This is a genomic window from Wukongibacter baidiensis, assembly GCF_050888315.1.
Lineage (GTDB): Bacteria > Bacillota > Clostridia > Peptostreptococcales > Caminicellaceae > Wukongibacter > Wukongibacter baidiensis.
Genome location: NZ_CP138202.1, coordinates 1,953,540 through 1,970,683, shown reverse-complemented (window position 1 = coordinate 1,970,683; position 17,144 = coordinate 1,953,540). Strand labels below are relative to the sequence as shown.

Sequence of the window (17,144 nt, the reverse complement as noted above, 5' to 3'; positions counted from 1 at the left end):
CTTGAAATAAAACCAGAAGGATTATTAATACTTACAATAGGATGATAATCTGTTCATGGTTTTATTTTTTTGGTCATTCAACCTACAATATGTAATACAAAATAATTTAATTGTGGAAGAAATATGAGGAAAATATTGACAACATATAAGTTATAAATTATAATTTGCATATATGCACAAATACGAAAATTAAAAGAAAGAAGAGGTGATAAAATGCAAATAAAAATAGGATATTATCCAATACTCGATACAGCCCTTTTAATAAGGCAGGTTTTTAGTAGGGAGAGATTTAAGCCATTTTGTACTTCCTTGGAAGCTGTAGATTCAAAGCTTTCAAAGGAAGAAAAAGAAGCCATTGATTTAATTGCTCCGCTAACTGGAGATTGGCTTAATGTAATAAAAAATATAATAGACATGACGATGGAAGGTACAACTTCGCCCGAGGAGATGTTCGTAAATGCGTTAAAGAACCCAGAAAGTTTATTTGGTCCTAAAGCTGAACCCCATATGGTAAAACTGTTATCTGATATATGGTATAACTATTGCTTTTTAGAGATGTCGAAATATTCTAAGCAGATAAGTGAAAAGGCTATGGAAATCTCTAGTGCATCATCTAAAGAGGAGTTAATTAATTATATTCTTGGATTATCAGATAGAATTGAAAGGGAAGAAAATAATACAATAAAATTCAATATAAAGCCAGAGCTAAGTGTTCATATGGATGATATAGAGAATATTATTGTAATGCCTTCCGTGTTTTCAAGTAGAAATGTAGTCTTCTGGTACAGTGAAAATACTTTCTTGTTTTACATTGCTTTAGAGAGCAAATCAATGGAATTTGAAGAACCATCGGATATGTTACTTTTAAGGACCTTGGCCTTTAATGATAAGACCAGGCTCAAGATGTTAAAAAACCTTACCCTATCGGCCTTTAGCGTAAATGAAATGGCTGAAAAGATGAATGTAAATGCCTCAACTGTTTCTAGGCATTTTAAGGTGTTTAAGGATGTAGGCTTTGTTGATATTCAAAGCCAGGAGGGGAATTCAATATATTACGGTATAAATGAAAACGAAATAAAGAAGGCTATGAAAAATATATACAACTATATATTTAAGGGGGATGAGGAATGATACAAAAAATAGAGGAATTATCAATGAATGCAATTCCTGCACTATATACAAACCTTGTAAACGGATGGGTAGTTAGATTTTCAAATGGTTATTCAAAAAGAGCAAACTCTGTAAATCCCATATATGCTTGTAGTGTAGACATAAATAAGAACATAGGAATATGCGATGGAATATTTCAGAAAAATAATTTGGATACTGTTTTTAAGCTTACAGAAATGGAAACGGGTTATAGGGTTGATGAGATATTAAATCAGAAGGGATATTCCTATGAAGCAAAGACTAATATAATGCTTAAGGATATATCTAAAGCCCAGATAAAGGAAGATGAAGAGAAAACAGTCACAATACATAGAGAACTTAGAAGTGAATGGTTTGATGCATTTGTATCTATGAATAAGGTTAGTAGCAAAAATACTTTAACCTTGAGAAAAATGCTTGAAAGCATAGTTCCAGATACATACTATGCATCTATAAGGGATAACGGGAAAATTGTAGCCGTGGGGCTAGGAGTGGCCGAGAGAGGCTATATAGGGATGTATGATATATGTGTACATGAGGATGAAAGAAGAAAGGGTCTTGGTACAAGGATAATGAAAAATCTCATATATAAGGCTGTGAAGAATGGTTGTAAATACTCATATCTTCAGGTTGTAGACGCAAATGAGGGGGCAAAAATTCTTTATGAGAAGTTAGGATACAAAAAACAATATAGTTATTGGTATAGAATAAAGAGTTTAAAAGCTAGATAAATTAAATTTCTAAGGGGGATATCGTTGTGAACTATAATTATAATGAAATATCTAAGATATATGATGCTGTTAGGGAAGCTGACTTAAAGGCCGTAAAATTCATGATAGAAAAGGCACAGCTTAGCAAGGAAAGCCGTGTTCTTGAAATAGGCTGCGGAACAGCAAATTATCTTAAGATTATTTATGACATAACAAAGCCAGAGGTTTGGGGACTAGATCGTTCTAAGGGTATGCTTAGTAGGGCTAGAGAGAAGTGCAAAGATGCTGTATTAGTTGAAGGCGATGCTATAGAGCTTTTAGAAATACCGGACTCTGCATTTGATTTAGTTTATATGGTGGATGTTATTCATCATATCAAGGACATAGAGAAAATGTTTAAAAATATAAAAAGAGTACTCAAAGAAAATGGGAAATTGGTAGTTTTCTCTGATGATCATGAACATATAAGAAATAGACTTACAACGAAGTATTTTCCAGAAACCTTAGAGGGGGAGTTGAGAAGGTATCAAGATACTCCGGAGATAAAAGATGCACTTCTTAGAAATTATTATAATGAAATAGATAATGGTATACTTGAAATAGGAGAGGACTTAGATTATGGCTCTAGATTAATTGAAATAGCTTCTAAGAAGGGCTACTCTATGTTCGGCATGATATCTGAAGGTGCAATAGAGGCAGGAATAGAAAGAATAAAGTCAGATATGCTTAAACATCCAGTAGTATATAAACAAAGAGCCCCGTATGTTATTGCCGTCAAATAGGAGGTACTGCCATGAAAGATAAAATAACAATAGGACAATTGGCTAAGTTATTGAGTATATCTACCCATCAAGTTAGATATTTTGAAGAAAAAGGAGTGTTGTTTCCTGAATTAATAGATGAAAATGGTTATAGAATGTATGGATTCAAGCAAATTTATAGATTATGTCATATCCTATTACTCAGAGAGTTAGACATTCCAGTTGGTAAAATAAAGGAGCTATTCGATGAAGGAAATAAAGAGGACTATGTAGCCGCAATGAAAAAATCAGTTGAGGATATTGAATCAAAAATTAAGACTTTGGAAGCTTTAAAAAAGAAAACTAATTCGATTATAAAATTATCAGAAACCTCAGAGATTGAAAATTTAAAATTTAGCATTGTAGAAATAGAAACAAGAAATTTACTGGAAATAGCGAAATATCCTATTGATCATGTACCTACTGCTCTAGAGTATTATAATTTTATAGGAAAAGTAGATATATATAATGATAGGCTTTATGAGATCTATGATGATTACTATTGTTATACCTGCAAAGAAACAGAAAACCAAGTTAATCATGTATTAGAAAAGGGAAGGTACCTTTGTTACGATGTTATTCTTGATAACGTTGAAGATGGGGAGGACAAGGTAACAGAATTTTTTGATTACGCAGCTAAAAACAAAATTAAGCTTGTTGGAAAACTTATTACTATTGAGGATGATAATCTATCAATTTTTAATGCAAAGACACTTTATATTAGAATTCAAATGAAGATAAAATAATTAAGAGGCTTATAGCATTATAATATTAAATCCTATTTTAATCATTGACGTTAGGTCAGACCTAAGGTTTTGGTTAATTATAGGATTTTTTTAATTGTAGAGATAATTATATATAAAGGCGACTTACCTATTTAGGGGGAAATCAATTGAGCAGAAGGGCCATGGAAACTATGATAGAATTAATGATAACACTATCTGAAATTGAAGAAAAGATTGAAGCGTTTGATGATGAAGTTGACTATGAAACATAAAGGTATCAGGAATGACAAAATGATAAACTAGTAATAGGATTCTCACTTTGTCATTTCTGATACCTTATTTTACATTTACACGATAGTCTTAAAAAGATTACAATACATTAAGTGGAATTGTAAAGTAAAAGGTAGTTCCTGCATTCTGAACACTTTCAGCATATATTTCTCCATCATGCATCTCTATGATTTTTTTGCAGATAGTAAGTCCAAGACCAACGCCTCCATAATCCGTTGATCGAGATTCTTCTTCACGATAGCATAGATCAAATATATAGGGGAGTGCATCGGAAGAGATTCCTACTCCGTTATCCTCAACATATATTTTAATGAATTGATCTTTCAGCATAGCTCCAACAGTTATATGACCACTGCTTGGTATATATCTTTTAGCGTTGCTGATTAAATTTTCTAGTACCTGGGTAATTCTTTTCTCATCAGCATGAATAATAGCAGATGGCAGGGGCCTCTGTACTGTAAAAGTGATATCAGTATCCTTAAATTCTGCTTCAAAATTTCTAAAAATACTCTCTAGCATTACGCTGCAATTCTGAGTTTTAAAATCCATTGGTAAATCGCCTAATTCTAGTTGAGAGAATTGAAATAGGTCTTCAATTAGTGTATCTAGTCTGTTTACATTGTTACGAATAACATTTAAATATCTCTTAAACCTTTCTTCATTCTTTCCCTTACCATCTTCTAATCCTTCTACATATCCTTTAATAGAAGTTAGAGGTGTTCTTAGGTCATGGGACATACTGGCAATTAATTCCTTACGGGATCTCTCATAGGCTGACTGTCGTTCTAATAAAGATTTTAACTCTATTCTCATGGTATCAAAAATTCTACAGAAATGACCAAGTTCGTTGTCTTTTTTATAATTAACTTCAAAATCCAGGTTTCCTTGAGAGATATTTGCGGCTGATACATTAAGTCTTTTAAGGGGCTCTATCATATCCCGTGACACCCACCATGAAAAGAACAAGATTAATAAAATAAACACTATTAATCCAAATATAAACAAACCCAGAAGAGCTATTCGAAATTGCTCAAAAGAAGTTTTGACAGAACCAGTGGTAGTAATGATTCCTGTAGCAACTCTTTCAGCATCAACTTGAATAGGAATACTAAATGTATACTTATCGCCGGTAAATCCCATAAAATAATGATCTTCATCTTGAATTGTACTTGTATCTAAGGATTTTTTTTGCAGAGATGATTCTCTGTCCATAGAGTCAAATATAATTATATCGGAATTATTCACAACTTGTAGACGTTTAATATGCTTATTTAAAAATGGTGTAGTGCTTCTATAGAAAGCATCATAGTCGTCAACGTATCTGTAGTTAATGTTAATAGAATGGTATAAATTTGTAAAGTCATGTTCCAATTTTAAGAGAGTATCTTCATCTAAACCAGAATAAATACGATAGGACAATGGACTTCTTGAGTCAAAAAGTAAGTAGCCAGTTCCTATAATAGAGAGTATTGTTATTACTGTAGTCAGTAGGATAGATAAAATAATTTTTTTTCTAAATACGTGCTTCATAATTATCTCCTAGAAACCTATATCCGATACTCCAGATAGTTTTGATAAATTTGGGGTTAGCTGTATCCTTTTCAATTTTCTTTCTTAGATTTCGAATATGAACAGTTACCGTATTCATGTCACCATAATAATCATATCCCCAAACATGATTAAAGATCTGTTCGCGGGTTACTGTTTGATTTGCATTTAAAGCAAGAAACTTAAGAACATCAAACTCTTTTTTTGAAAGTGAAATTTCTTGATCATCCATAAAAAGTACATAGTTTTTAAGGTCAATCTTAAGATTGTCAAAGACGAGAAATTCTTTTTCAATAGAAGGTGATTGAAGCTTCGTATAACGCCTAAGGTGAGCCTTTACCCGTGCTACTAATTCACTAGGGCTAAAGGGTTTAGTAATATAATCATCTGCTCCAAGCCCCAGTCCTAAAACCTTATTCATGTCACTTTTTTTTGCACTTAACATAAGTATTGGAACATCAGATTTAGAGCGAATAATTCTGCAAACCTCCATGCCATCGACCTTTGGAAGCATAATATCAAGCAAAAGTAGTTGTGGATCGAACTCTTCGAACTTTGTGAAGGCCTTTTCCCCATCCAGTGCAATCTTTACTTGAAAAGCTTCATCTTCTAGATAATCCTTTATAAGTTCGGCTATATCCTTCTCATCATCTATTACTAAAATCCTCTCATTTGACAAAACTATCACTTCGCTTTCTACAGAGCAGAGCTATTAGAAATAGCCTACAATTTTATAAGTTAAGGTTAAATAAAAATGTATTCCCAGTCAATAGATAGAGAATAATTTAATATTTTTTTTATATTTACATAATTTTATTTTCATTATTGGACTTTATCATAGAAAATAGCAAAAGGGCAGTTTAAATCCCATTCACTTAATAAGTGCATTGGAGCCAATGCATTTAGCCTGAAAATATGTATTAAGGTTGACAGCAAAATTTGAGGAGGAAATTATATGAGAAAAGTGTTAAGTGTATTAGTGTTGGCAATTATTATGACAGTCTTTGCTTCAGGGTGTTCTTCGAAAGAAGCAAATAAATCAAATGCAGAGGAAGTTACACAGGAAGAGAAGACCATACCAGTTGAGGTTGAAAAGGTATCTAGTAAAACAATGTACCAGGAGGTGGTCTTTAATGGAAATATTGAAGCCAACAGAAAAGTCTCTGTTATATCAAGGGCTTCCGGAAAGGTGCAAGCTATAAATACAAAAGTAGGAAACAGGGTTAAAAAAGGTGATGTTCTTTATGTGATTGATAAAGAGGAAATCAAGAAGAGAATTGATCAGACCAAAACAGCCCTAGACAGTGCTAAGGCAAATTACGATATAACTATGGAGCAAATAGCCTTAGCAAAAAGCAATTTTGAGAGAAATAAACTATTATATGAGCAAGGAAGTATTTCTAAGGTCGATTATGAACAATCCGAAAAAGCTGCATCGGACAATCAACTTGAGCTTGCTAAAGCTTCTTTAAATCAAGCTCAGATTCAGTACAATCAGGCGGTAGATGAATTGAGCAAAACCGAGGTGAAGGCATCGATAGGTGGAATCGTTGCAAACATAGGTATAGATGTAGGTGCATATGTATCAGCAGGCCAGGAAGCAATGACTATAGTAGATATGGATGTTGTACTGGCAAAGATTGAAGTAACAGAAGATATTGTTAATGAGATACATAAGGGCAAAGAAGTTATGGTGGATATAGAAGCTGCATCTTTAAAAGATGTGTCTAGTAAAATTGATGAAGTAAGCCCTGTAGTAAATGATATGACGAAAATGTATCCAGTTAAAATACATATAGATAATAATGATCTAAAAATTAAACCTGATATGTTTGCAATTATTAAGTTAAATACTGATGTTAAGGAAGATGTAGTTGCTATCAGAAGTGAAACGATTGTTAACAAGAAAGAAAAATTGGTTGTATATGTCTTAGATGGAGAGACAGTAACAGAAAGAGAGGTAGTTACGGGACTTGATACAGGTGCATATACAGAAATTGTTAAGGGGCTAAAAATAAATGAAGACATTGTTGTAAAAGGCCAAAGCTATTTGAAAAATGGATCTAAAGTCAAAGTGGTAAGAGGTGATGAATAATGAACTTTACGAAGATCTGCATTAAACGGCCAATAACAACAATTATGATGACATTAATAGTGGTGTTGTTAGGATTAGTTTCTACGTTTAAGCTACCATTGGCTTTATTTCCAAAGGTTGAGATTCCATTTTTGTTAGTGATGACAACCTATGAGGGAGTGGGACCAGAAGAAGTAGAGGAGTTAGTTACAAAGCCCTTAGAAGAGACAATATCTTCAATGAATAATCTAAAAAAGATATCATCTACCTCATCGGAGGGTCAATCAACAATTGAAATAGAGTTTAACTATGGAACAGACATAAACTTTGCTGCTTTAGAACTTAGAGAAAAAATAGACTTGGTTAAAGCAGCGCTGCCAAAAGGGTCCAAATCACCATTGGTATATAAATTTGATTTGAGTGATCAGCCAATAGTTGAAATATCGCTGAGTTCTGATGAGGACTTAGATGCTGTGAAAATATTTGCTAAGGATAAATTAAAGCCGAGACTAGAAAGAATTAAGGGTGCGGCATCGGTAAGTGTCACAGGTGGACGTGATAGGGAAGTAGAAATTACCTTAAATAGGAAAAAAGCTGAGGGATATGGGTTAACTATAGATTACATTGCACAGATTATTCAAGCCAATAATCAAAATATTCCCGGTGGAAAGATACAAAAGGGGAATAGAAAACTTAATATTAGAACAAATGGAGAGCTAAAGTCAATAGAAGAAATGGAAAAGATACCTATCCCTCTTACAGGTGGAGGAATGGCCTACTTAAGTGATATTGCTAAAGTTGAATTAAGCCATAAAGATGTATCTTCCATTGTTAAACTGAATGGAAATGAAGCTATTAAGATAAGTATTAAAAAGCAATCGGGATCAAACGTTGTAAATGTAGGAAGGTTAATTAATAGTGAATTAGAAAAGATAAAGAAGGAATATCCAAATATAAAATTTGTAAAGGTTTTGGATCAATCGACACTTATACAATCGACAATTTCAAATGTTATAAAATCCGCTGCTTTAGGGGCTGTATTTGCTGTAATGGTATTATATGTTTTTTTAAGAAACATACGAACAACAATGATCATAGGGATAGCTATTCCAGTATCAATTATAGCGACACTTTCCTTAATTTATTTTAAAGGAATAAGCTTGAATATGATGACCTTAGGTGGATTAGCGCTAGGTATAGGAATGCTTGTGGATAACTCTATCGTTGTGCTTGAAAACATTTTTAGGTATATGCAAAATGGGTATTCACGAAAAGAGGCAGCAATTGAAGGAACAAAGGAGATTGGTTTATCAGTTATAGCATCAACATTGACAACAGTAGCCGTATTTTTACCTTTAGCATTCCTAAAAGGTATGATTATGCAGCTGTTTCACTCTTTAGCATTAACTGTAACTTTCTCACTATTATCTTCTTTAGCAGTTTCATTAACTCTTGTGCCTATGCTGTGTTCAAAATTTCTGAAGATAGAACAAGTTAAGCAAAAAGGAAATTACAGCAGGTCTAAAATATTATCAAAGATATATGAAAAGTTTGATTATCTATTTGATAAATTGGAGAAAAATTATAGATCCTTGTTAAAATGGAGTTTAGGTCATAGAAAAACAACGATATTAATGGGTATATTAATATTTTTAGTTAGTATAGCATCCTTAACTACAGTGGGATACGAATTTTTTCCAAAAACCGATGATGGAACCTTCAATGTAAATGTAACTCTACCAGTTGGATCTACCATTGAAGATACAGGAGAAGTAGTTAGTAGAATAGAATCAAAGATTGGGAAGATGGACGAAATAAAAACCATACAATCTACAATGGGTGGTGGCGAATTTGAAGAAGGTGGAGAAGGTAATAAGGCTACCATATCAGTTACTTCTAAAAAGCTTGGTGAAAGGAAACGTAGTGTTAATGAAATCGCCAACGATGTAAGAGAAGAAGTTAAGAATATTGCAGGAGCAGAAATAACAGTCAAGGTAACCTCTACCACTAGTTTTTCTGGAGGAGGGAAGCCTTTAGATTTTAAAATTAGAGGAAAAGATTTAGAAGTACTTAAAAAAATCAATAATGACTTCGTGGAGATCATAGGATCTGTAGAAGGAACAAAGGATGTAAGAGGAGACTTGAGTGAAGGAGTTCCACAGGTGCGACTTGACATAGATAGAGATAGAGCTTCTAGATATGGTTTGAGCTTATCAACAATAGCAAACGGTGTTAGAAATAATATTGACGGTACCATAGCTACCACATATAAAATAAATGGAAAAAAAGTGGATGTTGTGATAAAAGGCGATGAGACTTACAAACAAAGCATAGCCAATCTAAAACAAGTAATGATTCCAGTGAATAATGGGACTCGTATTCCACTAAGTAATGTGGCTAAGATTAATATGCAAAAGGGACCTGTAAGTTTAAAAAGAGAAGATCAAATGAATCAAATATCAATTACAGGAGAAATATATGGTAGAGATGTTGGCAGTATCGTAAAGGATGCAAATGCAAAGCTAGCAGAATATGATATGCCACAGGGGTATAGTTACAAGGTAAGCGGAGAAATCGAGGAGTTGACAAAGGAATTCAGCAATTTGGGTGTAGCATTAGGTATGGCAGTCCTTTTGATCTATATGATTCTTGCTTCTCAATTTGAATCTCTATTAAATCCTTTTATTATAATGCTTTCTGTACCACTAGCATTTGGAGGAGGAGCCTTAGGACTAGTAATACGTAGAACTCCCCTAAGTATTCCAGCAATTATTGGAGCTGTTGTACTATCCGGAGTTGTTGTAAATGGTGCTATCATCTTAATTGACTATATCGGAACTAGAAGAGAGCTTGGAGAAGAAAGAACAGAAGCCATTTTAAATGCGGGGCCGATTAGATTAAAACCAATTCTTATGACGACACTAACGACTATTTTAGGATTACTACCAATGGTTGTAGCAAAGGGAGCAAAGACTTTAGCGCCTATGGCGATAGTAGTAATTGGTGGATTGACATTGGCTACGGCCTTAATATTAGTCTTTATTCCAGTGCTATATACAATATTTGATGATTTTAGTATGAAGAGGAGAAGGCAAATTAAAGAAACTGAATAAAAATGTGGTGTCTCACAATATGAAGCATCCTGAGGGCTGAACTAAAGGGGCTGTCTCATAAAGGTTTCTTATGAGTACAGCCCGGGGTGTTTCAGAATGAGTGAAGTTCAAGGTTTTGAAATTTCAACGGTTTGGCTAGTACTGACGTACGTGCCAAGTCGGTGAATATTTCAAATAACGCAGAAATTCGCCATTATGAGACGCCCCCCCTAAATAGTATATAAGATAAACAATATATAATTAGTTATTGGAGGCATCATGATAGATATTCGGAATGTAGAGAAAATCCTTATAAAGGGAAATAGAGAAGTTAAGGTTTTGAAAAATGTAAATATACGTATTCAATCAGGTGAGTTCGTATCCTTTATGGGTGATGGGAATTCCGGTAAATCTAGTTTAATTAAGATTATAGGATGTCAAGACCGACCAACTACTGGAGAATATTGGCTATATAATATGATCGTAGAAAATTTAAAGGAGAGTGAACTATTCAAGATAAAGAATACGGAAATAGGGTTTGTATCTAAGACTTTTAATCAGTTATCAAGGACATCCGTAATAGAAAGTGTTGAACTTCCTATGATGTATGCAGGAATTTCTGAGAAAGAAAGAAGACAGAGAGCAACGACTTTACTAAAAAAAGTAAGAATAGAGAATAAATCAAATTACAAACCAAACCAACTATCTTTAGAAGAAAGGCAAAGGTTTGCAATAGCAAGGGCACTAGCAAACAATCCCAAAATCATACTTGCCAACGAAGTAACAGACCAACTAGATATAAAAAAAGGAAAGGGGATAATTGATATATTTCAAAGATTGAATAATGAAGGAATGACAGTTGTGATTGCTGTTAACAACTACGACATAGCTAGATTTTCAAAAAGAATAGTGTTCTTTAAAAAAGGAGAGGTCATGGATGATATACAAATATAAAAATAGAAATTACGTATATTTTGGAGGATGTTAATTGAATGAAGGGAGCTATGGAAACTATGATAGAGTTAATGATAACACTATCTGAAATTGAAGAAATGTTTGAAGATTTTAATGATGAGATTGATAGTGAAATTACTAATTCTAAAGGTAGCCATATGAGCGATGGGTAAACAAAATTATGATATGGGGACATAAAAGAAAAATTAGAAAAGAGAAAATATAGAAGCTTTAGATATCAATTACATATCGATGTTCTATATTTTCTCTAAATATTTACCTACGCTTTTTACCTTGACGTTTATTGGACTTATAAAACTTCTTAGGATTAGTGTTTACTCTCTTTGAATATTTTCGTTTAGGAGATTGAGATTTTTCTTCGGTTTCTTTGCCACTTTCCTTTGAAGGTGATAGAACTCGTCTAGGAATTCTTAATTGAATTTCCCTTTCAATTGTCTCAAGGGCGGTTTTATCCTTTGGAGCAACAAAAATGTATGCATGTCCTTCTTCTCCAGCTCTTCCAGTTCGGCCCATACGGTGTATGTAGCTTTCGGCATTTTCAGGAATATCATAGTTATATACATGGGTAACACCACTTATATCTAACCCTCTAGCTGCTACATCGGTAGCTATCAAATATTGAATATCAGTTTTTTTAAAGGCTTTCATGACCTTTTCACGTTTTGATTGAGTTAAGTCACCATGCAGTTTTTGACAATTGTAGCCCTTCTGATAAAGATCCTCTTCAAGTTTATCAACCCTTCGCTTGGTCCTACAAAAGATAATAGCCATAAAGGGATTGTCTTCATCCAAAACTCTGCAAAGATCAGTTTGCTTTCTTCTATCGGTTGTTTCTATTACAGTCTGCTTGATATTCTTAAGAGTTATTTCTTCCTTTTCTACCACTACTATTTTAGGATCATTCATATACTTGTAAGCAAGCTTTTTTACCTGGGAGTTCATTGTTGCCGAAAAGCAAAGAGTTTGTCTTTCTTTTGGCGTTTGCTTTATAATAGCTTCAACTTCGTTTTTAAAACCCATATGAAGCATTTGATCGGCTTCGTCTAAAACAAATGTACGCAATCCATCAAGATTGATAGTTTCCCTACGAAGGTGGTCTAATAGTCTACCTGGAGTTGCGATTACTAGATGAATATTCCTCTTTAGTTTTTTTAATTGTGCTGTTATATCTTGACCGCCATAAGCAGCTAGAATCTTTAAATCCTTGGCTTCTGTTAATTTTTTAGCCTCCTGGGTTATTTGTATAGCAAGTTCTCTGGTAGGAGTTAGGATCAAACCTTGAATTGTTTCAACATCAGGAGACATATTTTCAAACATTGGAAGCAGGAAGGCTAGGGTTTTACCTGTCCCAGTTTGGGCCTCTGCAATGACATCATCACCATTTTTTATGAGCATAATGCTTTGCTCTTGTATTGGAGTAGGCTCATTTATACCTTGTGATTGTAAGGATTCTATTATATTATCGCTAAGTTTTAAATCTTTAAATTTTATCATAATAATTTACCTTTCGAAGTTAACTCCAGATTATCCAGAGAAGTACATTTTCAAACTTTCTATGGACAATCTAGGCTAAACATATTTTTGATTGTGCTGTATAGAGAATAAAATATAGATTGAGTATATATATGAAATTTATATAATCAATTTAGTATATCAGAAATTTAATACAATAAAAAGAGATAGGTAGCAAATTGAGCTAAATAAGCTTGTTTACATGCATTTACATTATTGTATTGATAAATAATCTATAGCTTTGAAAAAAAGTAACAAAAAGGGACTTGACATATTTCATAAATAGTATATGATTATAGAGAACCTTTATTCAGAAGTAAATGATTTATTACATAGAATATTTTTCGAATTATCTAAGCTTAAGGCTGACTTAAAACATAGATTTCGAAATTTTTATTGTAGGTCATTTCACGAAGTGAGGTCTGACCAAAAGCAAAAAGATTGAATATCTTTTAGCTTTTATGGGTAATTTATTATTACAAAGAATTAAGGTAATAAAAATTTCGGAGGTAAGAGAACATGACTACTGGTACAGTAAAATGGTTTAACGCAGAAAAAGGATTTGGATTCATCACTACAGACGAAGGAAATGACGTATTCGCTCATTTCTCACAAATCAACAAAGAAGGATTCAAAACTTTAGATGAAGGACAAAAAGTATCTTTCGACGTAGTTGAAGGAGCTAAAGGTCCTCAAGCTGAAAACATCAACATTATTTAATTAAAATTTAATTAGACTATTTAAACCTGAAGATTAATCTTCAGGTTTTTAGTTTTTTGATACTAACCTGTGTTTAATATAATAAGTGTTGAGTATTGATAATAATAAAGTAATGTGAGATACTAAATAGTAACAAATACATAAAAAATTGGGAGGAATACAATGAGTAAAGAAAATAACCATAGCTGTCAATGTGGACATGACCATGAACACCATCACCATGATGATGGACATGAATGCGGATGTGGATGCCATTCTCATGAAGGTGCAGAAGTGCTTTATCTATCTTTAAATGATGGAAAAGAGTTGGAGTGTCAGGTATTAGGCATTTTTGAAATTAAAGATAAAGAGTATATAGCTTTGCTTCCAAAAGATGGTGAGGATGTATTCTTATACGGTTTTGAAGAAACAGAAGAAGGACCAGTGCTATCTCAGATCGAGACCGATGAAGAGTATGAAATGGTATCAGAGGCTTTCCTAAGTCTGTGTGAATAATAAATAAGAAGAACAAATAATTGAAAAAGTAACTAAGATAAATACCCGTAGGCATAAAATTTAATGTCCTACGGGTATTCTATTGTATGAAGATAATTGACAGAAAGGATATATAGGTATATAATATGTGTAATAGTTAATGATATTAAAACTATTACATGTTAAAAATTATTAATATATTAGGAGGACATTCTAATGAGTAGAAAGATAGCTTTGATAGGAAGCTTTGCTACGGATTGGATTAGATATAGTGATTATGAATATAAAGAAAGCGAGTCAGGGGAGCTTTATATAGCTCCGACTGTTAAAGCAAACTTTAGCATGTACAATCCCTTTGATGTGGCAGAGGATTTACTTATAGACCTAATGAGAATAGGAGAATGGGCTTTAAAGGCAGATGGGGATGCAGATGAGAAGTATAATGATGAATTAAAAAAAACTATTTTGATATTTGCCAAGAAATATGGTTTGTTAGGATTAATCAGCGCAAGTGTATACAATCGAAATATTGTTGGCGATGACACTGTAATGTCTATTGAAAACAATCATGTAACAAAAGAAAAAATCATGGATGGAACTAAGTATATGAACTTGTTCATACCTTTTGCTGAGGAGGGAGAGGTTGTAGTCGGAGAGTATAAGAACAGCGTGTATTTAGGAAAGAGCGAAGACTCTCCGAAGTTTTATGGCAAACGTCCTGTCGTTATGGACCTTATATTTTCTAGGTTTTATGCTGAACAAGTTAAATGGATAATAGATTTTGCCAAGATGATAGTGTCACACTTTAACCAACTATTGATGTATAGAAATTCATCTACCTATTTAGTAGAAAATGTCACCATTATGGCTGGACAGTTTCATGCTGAGAAAATAGGATTTACTATTAATCAATTAGACAAGACTACTATAGCATGGCAGTTTGATTCACTTAAAACTACAATAGAAACAATATACGCCTTTGCAGTTACCGATGAAAAAATCTTGCTAAACCGATGTAGTCATTGTGGGAGTGTTTTTATTGCAAAAAGTGATAGGGAGAAATACTGCAATCCAGCATGTAGAAATCGTGCAAATGTTAAAAAAAGTAGAAGTAAGAAAGCTGGTCAACTAGAGGAGAGATAATAATGGAAGCAAGGAAGCAAAAAAAGCAAAGACAGAAGGAATTGAAACAAAAATATCTAGAAATGAAACCTCCAATGGGAGCATATATAATAAAAAATAATATGAATGGAAGAGCTCTTATGAATGTAAGCAAAGATATAAAGAGCACCTTCAATAGTCATGAATTTCAGCTTAAGATGGGAAGCCACATGGTAAAGGAAATGCAAAGAGATTGGAAACAATATGGTGAGGAGGCCTTTTCCTTTGAAGTGCTTCAATACCTGGAATACGATGAAAAGGGAGAAAAAACAGATTATAGCGAAGAATTAGAGATAATGAAGATGATATGGCTAGAAAGGTTAAATAAAGAATCTATAGAACTATATAAGTAAGAAGTAATTATTTGAATATGATATTGAATAGTAAAATCAAGGGGGAGAGACTATTATGGGTGAGTATAATCATGATTCATATTGTGGGCTTTATTGTGGTGCATGTGATGTTCTAACAGCTCACAAGACAGGGGATAAGAGCAAGTTTGCTTCATTCTGGAGTAATTCTACAGTGAAAGAATTTCAAGAGGCACAGGGGTTACCCTATGAAGAACATGATCTACAGTTAAAATGTCATGGATGTAAATCGGATACCGTATTTATCAACTGTAGATCATGTAAAATAAAAACCTGTGCAATAGATAAAGCCATTGAACACTGCTCAGATTGTACTGAATACCCGTGTGAAATACTGATCGAGCATAAAAAAGGTGAAAGGATATTGCCACACTTAAGGGAAAAAGAAGGCAATCTAGAAACAATCAAAAGAGTTGGCGTTAATGAGTGGCTTGAAAAACAAGAAAAAAGATGGCAATGCCCAGAGTGCCAAACTACCTTTTCATGGTATTCTAATAAATGTAATGGATGTGGAAAGGATTTAAAGAAAAACTCGTTTAAATTTACATGGTTTAATGGTTTCCTTTTGAAGATGGGTTTTCGCCATATGAAAAAGAAATAAAAGATTAAATGCGAGGTGCAATTAGATTAACGCTAGTCTAATTGCACCTTTATTCTTCAGAAAAAGCATCATATTAAAGAATTATTTTTTTTCTTTGCTGATATAAGCCTCTGCTAATTAAAGAAATAACAACGATTGTTCCGCCTAAAAACCCATAACCATTAGGAGCTTCTGAAGTAACTAAGAATACCCAAACTGGGTTGAGCAGAGGTTCTATAAATGGGATTAAAACAGCCTCAACGGTTGATACGTGCTTAATAGATGATGTGTATAAAATGTAAGGGATTCCTAGCTGAAACACACCTAATATCAGTAAGCCTGAAATACTATTGATACTTGGAACAGATAGAAAAAAGAAGGGAAAGCAAATAACAAATGTAATAATATTGCCCACCAAAGTAATATCCATAGGGGAGTCATCAGCTTGAAGCTTTAAAAGAATGATGAAGGCTGCCATCGCGATACCACTCAAAACACCTACAAAGTTCCCAATAAGATTTCCACTCTGTAAATCTCCAACGAAGAACAAGAGCATTCCCAACATAACGGCGATAATTGCAGCCCAATCGGACTTTCGTATTTTCTCCTTTAAAAACCAACGTGAAAATAATGCTACCCATATTGGAGCAGTAAATTGTAATAATATAGCATTGGCAGAAGTTGTGAGTTTATTAGCTGTAACGAATAGTATTAAAAGTGATGCATAGGCAAATGCACCCAATTTCTTTAATGTACTTAAAGGTCTAATTACTGGCTCTTTCAAATAAATCAGCATAACAGCTGCTGCAATACCACTTCGGGCACCGGCAATTGCCATTGGATTCCAATCTACTAGTTTGATAAATAGGCCACCGATACTCCATAAGACTGCTGTAATTATAAGGTAGATTATTGCTTTTTTTCTATCATTATTCATAATTTCTTACCTCGCTATTCTATAT

16 protein-coding genes and 1 pseudogene are annotated in these 17,144 nt (G+C 33.3%); 13 read left to right on the top strand and 4 right to left on the bottom strand.

What is annotated here, in order from left to right; genetic code table 11:
- The first annotated feature begins 213 nt into the window (after positions 1 to 213).
- From R9X47_RS08915 to R9X47_RS08900, 4 genes are read left to right on the top strand one after another with little or no spacing between them, the layout of a single operon-like run.
- Complete coding sequence (locus R9X47_RS08915; RefSeq protein WP_432666452.1) at positions 214 to 1,131, top strand: ArsR/SmtB family transcription factor; 918 nt, start codon at positions 214 to 216, stop codon at positions 1,129 to 1,131.
- Positions 1,128 to 1,880 carry a GNAT family N-acetyltransferase gene (locus R9X47_RS08910; protein WP_432666451.1) on the top strand — a complete coding sequence of 251 codons (753 nt, stop codon included), beginning with the start codon at positions 1,128 to 1,130 and terminating at the stop codon, positions 1,878 to 1,880. Before R9X47_RS08915 ends, R9X47_RS08910 begins: the two co-directional genes overlap by 4 nt.
- A 26-nt stretch (positions 1,881 to 1,906) precedes the next feature.
- The gene (locus R9X47_RS08905) at positions 1,907 to 2,641 is read left to right on the top strand and encodes a class I SAM-dependent methyltransferase (protein ID WP_432666450.1); all 735 of its coding nucleotides are present in this window, start codon (positions 1,907 to 1,909) and stop codon (positions 2,639 to 2,641) included.
- Between the two features lie 11 nt (positions 2,642 to 2,652).
- Positions 2,653 to 3,405, top strand: coding sequence for a MerR family transcriptional regulator (locus R9X47_RS08900; protein ID WP_432666449.1), 753 nt, complete (start codon positions 2,653 to 2,655; stop codon positions 3,403 to 3,405).
- A gap of 348 nt (positions 3,406 to 3,753) precedes the next feature.
- Here the strand turns inward: R9X47_RS08900 and R9X47_RS08895 are convergent, their stop codons facing one another.
- Both R9X47_RS08895 and R9X47_RS08890 read right to left on the bottom strand, forming a co-directional pair.
- Positions 3,754 to 5,205, bottom strand: coding sequence for an ATP-binding protein (locus tag R9X47_RS08895; protein ID WP_432666448.1), 1,452 nt, complete (start codon positions 5,203 to 5,205; stop codon positions 3,754 to 3,756).
- Positions 5,189 to 5,902 carry a response regulator transcription factor gene (locus tag R9X47_RS08890; RefSeq protein ID WP_432666447.1) on the bottom strand — a complete coding sequence of 238 codons (714 nt, stop codon included), beginning with the start codon at positions 5,900 to 5,902 and terminating at the stop codon, positions 5,189 to 5,191. Before R9X47_RS08890 ends, R9X47_RS08895 begins: the two co-directional genes overlap by 17 nt.
- Positions 5,903 to 6,178: 276 nt before the next feature.
- Here R9X47_RS08890 and R9X47_RS08885 point away from each other — a divergent pair, with 276 nt between their 5' ends.
- From R9X47_RS08885 to R9X47_RS08870, 4 genes are all read left to right on the top strand, one after another.
- Positions 6,179 to 7,318, top strand: a complete 1,140-nt coding sequence (locus R9X47_RS08885) for an efflux RND transporter periplasmic adaptor subunit (RefSeq protein ID WP_432666446.1) — start codon at positions 6,179 to 6,181, stop codon at positions 7,316 to 7,318.
- On the top strand, positions 7,318 to 10,410 hold the full coding sequence (locus R9X47_RS08880; RefSeq protein ID WP_432666445.1) for an efflux RND transporter permease subunit: 3,093 nt from the start codon (positions 7,318 to 7,320) through the stop codon (positions 10,408 to 10,410). Before R9X47_RS08885 ends, R9X47_RS08880 begins: the two co-directional genes overlap by 1 nt.
- A 258-nt stretch (positions 10,411 to 10,668) precedes the next feature.
- Positions 10,669 to 11,343, top strand: a complete 675-nt coding sequence (locus tag R9X47_RS08875) for an ABC transporter ATP-binding protein (protein ID WP_432666444.1) — start codon at positions 10,669 to 10,671, stop codon at positions 11,341 to 11,343.
- Positions 11,344 to 11,381: 38 nt separating this feature from the next.
- Entirely contained in the window at positions 11,382 to 11,516 is a 135-nt protein-coding gene (locus R9X47_RS08870; protein WP_432666443.1) for a hypothetical protein, read from the top strand.
- Positions 11,517 to 11,730: 214 nt separating this feature from the next.
- Here the strand turns inward: R9X47_RS08870 and R9X47_RS08865 are convergent.
- Positions 11,731 to 12,858, bottom strand: a pseudogene (locus R9X47_RS08865) (DEAD/DEAH box helicase); the annotation flags it as partial.
- Positions 12,859 to 13,395: 537 nt separating this feature from the next.
- Here R9X47_RS08865 and R9X47_RS08860 point away from each other — a divergent pair.
- The 5 genes from R9X47_RS08860 (at position 13,396) to R9X47_RS08840 (ending at position 16,203) form a co-directional block, all read left to right on the top strand.
- Positions 13,396 to 13,596, top strand: a complete 201-nt coding sequence (locus R9X47_RS08860; protein ID WP_432666442.1) for a cold-shock protein — start codon at positions 13,396 to 13,398, stop codon at positions 13,594 to 13,596.
- A gap of 162 nt (positions 13,597 to 13,758) precedes the next feature.
- On the top strand, positions 13,759 to 14,091 hold the full coding sequence (locus tag R9X47_RS08855; RefSeq protein WP_432666441.1) for a DUF1292 domain-containing protein: 333 nt from the start codon (positions 13,759 to 13,761) through the stop codon (positions 14,089 to 14,091).
- A gap of 195 nt (positions 14,092 to 14,286) precedes the next feature.
- The gene (locus tag R9X47_RS08850; protein ID WP_432666440.1) at positions 14,287 to 15,213 is read left to right on the top strand and encodes a CGNR zinc finger domain-containing protein; all 927 of its coding nucleotides are present in this window, start codon (positions 14,287 to 14,289) and stop codon (positions 15,211 to 15,213) included.
- 2 nt (positions 15,214 to 15,215) lie between these two features.
- Complete coding sequence (locus R9X47_RS08845; protein ID WP_432666439.1) at positions 15,216 to 15,584, top strand: GIY-YIG nuclease family protein; 369 nt, start codon at positions 15,216 to 15,218, stop codon at positions 15,582 to 15,584.
- Positions 15,585 to 15,639: 55 nt separating this feature from the next.
- On the top strand, positions 15,640 to 16,203 hold the full coding sequence (locus R9X47_RS08840) for a DUF3795 domain-containing protein (protein WP_432666438.1): 564 nt from the start codon (positions 15,640 to 15,642) through the stop codon (positions 16,201 to 16,203).
- A 73-nt stretch (positions 16,204 to 16,276) separates the two neighbouring features.
- On the opposite strand, the gene R9X47_RS08835 is transcribed toward R9X47_RS08840, so the two are convergent.
- The gene (locus tag R9X47_RS08835) at positions 16,277 to 17,119 is read right to left on the bottom strand and encodes a DMT family transporter (RefSeq protein WP_432666437.1); all 843 of its coding nucleotides are present in this window, start codon (positions 17,117 to 17,119) and stop codon (positions 16,277 to 16,279) included.
- Positions 17,120 to 17,144: the final 25 nt, after the last annotated feature.

Coding starts and splice junctions, on each gene's coding strand:
- R9X47_RS08895 (WP_432666448.1), bottom strand. CDS start 5,205: ATGAAGCACGTATTTAGAAAAAAAATTATTTTATCTATCCTACTGACT.
- R9X47_RS08910 (WP_432666451.1), top strand. CDS start 1,128: ATGATACAAAAAATAGAGGAATTATCAATGAATGCAATTCCTGCACTA.
- R9X47_RS08870 (WP_432666443.1), top strand. CDS start 11,382: ATGAAGGGAGCTATGGAAACTATGATAGAGTTAATGATAACACTATCT.
- R9X47_RS08850 (WP_432666440.1), top strand. CDS start 14,287: ATGAGTAGAAAGATAGCTTTGATAGGAAGCTTTGCTACGGATTGGATT.
- R9X47_RS08900 (WP_432666449.1), top strand. CDS start 2,653: ATGAAAGATAAAATAACAATAGGACAATTGGCTAAGTTATTGAGTATA.
- R9X47_RS08860 (WP_432666442.1), top strand. CDS start 13,396: ATGACTACTGGTACAGTAAAATGGTTTAACGCAGAAAAAGGATTTGGA.
- R9X47_RS08855 (WP_432666441.1), top strand. CDS start 13,759: ATGAGTAAAGAAAATAACCATAGCTGTCAATGTGGACATGACCATGAA.
- R9X47_RS08880 (WP_432666445.1), top strand. CDS start 7,318: ATGAACTTTACGAAGATCTGCATTAAACGGCCAATAACAACAATTATG.
- R9X47_RS08885 (WP_432666446.1), top strand. CDS start 6,179: ATGAGAAAAGTGTTAAGTGTATTAGTGTTGGCAATTATTATGACAGTC.
- R9X47_RS08840 (WP_432666438.1), top strand. CDS start 15,640: ATGGGTGAGTATAATCATGATTCATATTGTGGGCTTTATTGTGGTGCA.
- R9X47_RS08875 (WP_432666444.1), top strand. CDS start 10,669: ATGATAGATATTCGGAATGTAGAGAAAATCCTTATAAAGGGAAATAGA.
- R9X47_RS08845 (WP_432666439.1), top strand. CDS start 15,216: ATGGAAGCAAGGAAGCAAAAAAAGCAAAGACAGAAGGAATTGAAACAA.
- R9X47_RS08835 (WP_432666437.1), bottom strand. CDS start 17,119: ATGAATAATGATAGAAAAAAAGCAATAATCTACCTTATAATTACAGCA.
- R9X47_RS08915 (WP_432666452.1), top strand. CDS start 214: ATGCAAATAAAAATAGGATATTATCCAATACTCGATACAGCCCTTTTA.